The organism is Rhizobium sp. 01T417, from assembly GCF_056398905.1.
The window spans coordinates 1-1,275 of sequence record NZ_JBFTQH010000139.1 but is presented as its reverse complement, the minus strand read 5'-3'; the positions used below and the strand labels follow the sequence as shown (position 1 = coordinate 1,275).

At 58.5% G+C, this 1,275-nt stretch carries 1 protein-coding gene; it reads left to right on the top strand.

Features of this window, described 5'->3' with window-relative positions; all coding sequences use genetic code 11:
• Positions 1 to 316: 316 nt before the first annotated feature.
• Complete coding sequence (locus AC1DPR_RS32025; protein WP_441592427.1) at positions 317 to 1,249, top strand: LysR family transcriptional regulator; 933 nt, start codon at positions 317 to 319, stop codon at positions 1,247 to 1,249.
• The last annotated feature ends 26 nt before the right edge of the window (positions 1,250 to 1,275 follow it).

The following is a 1,275-nucleotide window of genomic DNA, read 5'->3' as shown; positions in this document are numbered from 1 at the left end:
ACATCACAGTGCTTCGGTGGTGGGCGAGCAACGCGCGCCGCGATCGGTTCCAGTTGATGCGTCCAACGGTCGCCAGAGCAACAATGAAAATGGGCTGTGCATGGCGACTTCCTTCGATTGGCGAGACCGGATGTCTCGGTGAGACGTATTCTGGACAAGCACCGAACAAAACAAAATGACATGGATGTCATTGGATAAGTGACAACGCATCACCAATTTGGCATGATCCCAAGACACGATCAGCACTGCTGCGCGGCGAAGCGTTTGCATTCAGGTAGTCGGTCGCGCTCCGCCACACGTATTAACTCGAGAAACCATGAGATCCAGTAGCGAGAAGCTTTCCGGCAGCATTAGCGTGTTCGCCGCCGTAGTGGATGCGGGAACGTTTGTGGCCGCTTCGGAGGTGATAGGAATGACGCCGCCGGGCGTCAGTCGGGCAATTGCGCGGTTGGAAAAAAGGTTGAACATCCGGCTCTTCAGCCGAACAACGCGTTCGGTCTCCCTGACTGAAGAGGGCCGCCGCTTTTACGAGGAGGTCATGCCCCATCTCGCCGGGCTTGAGGAAGCAGCGGCCGCTGCGGCAGGTGGCGCGTCCGCCGTGCGTGGAAAGCTGAGAATCAATCTGGATCCTGTCGTCTACCGGACCATTCTCGGGCAACAACTCGATGCGTTCATGGACGCACACCCGGAACTCGAAATCGAGTTCATCGCGCGAGACAGTCTTGGCGACCTCGTCATGGACGGCTTCGACCTCGCTGTGCGATTCGGCGAACCCAAAGCGTCTACTCTGATCGCGAGAAAGCTGCTCGACACCCGCATCGTGACGGTCGCAGCGCGATCGTACGTTGCTCGCTGGGGACGGCCGTCAAGACCCGAGGACCTCGAAGGTCGAGGCCACAGATGCCTTGAGTTTCGCAACCCGGAGACAGGCAAGCCATTTCAGTGGGAATTTCATCGCAAGCGAAGACGTATTGTGGTCGACACTCACGGACGACTCACGGTCAATGATCCGGGTGCCCTGCTCAACGCATGTCTCGCCGGTTCGGGAATCGCGCAGATGTTGCTGCTCGGTGCCGAGCCTCTGATTGCTGACGGCCGATTGATCAATCTCTTTCCCGAATGGGTAGACGAACGGTATCCTTTATACGTCTACTACGCGTCCCGGCACTACGTGCCGGCAAAGACCCGCGCTTTTCTTGACTTCGTGGTGGAACTGACAGGCAATCACGAGCGCGCCGGGGCCCGCTAATGCTGTCGCGGCGGACTGGTGAGGCC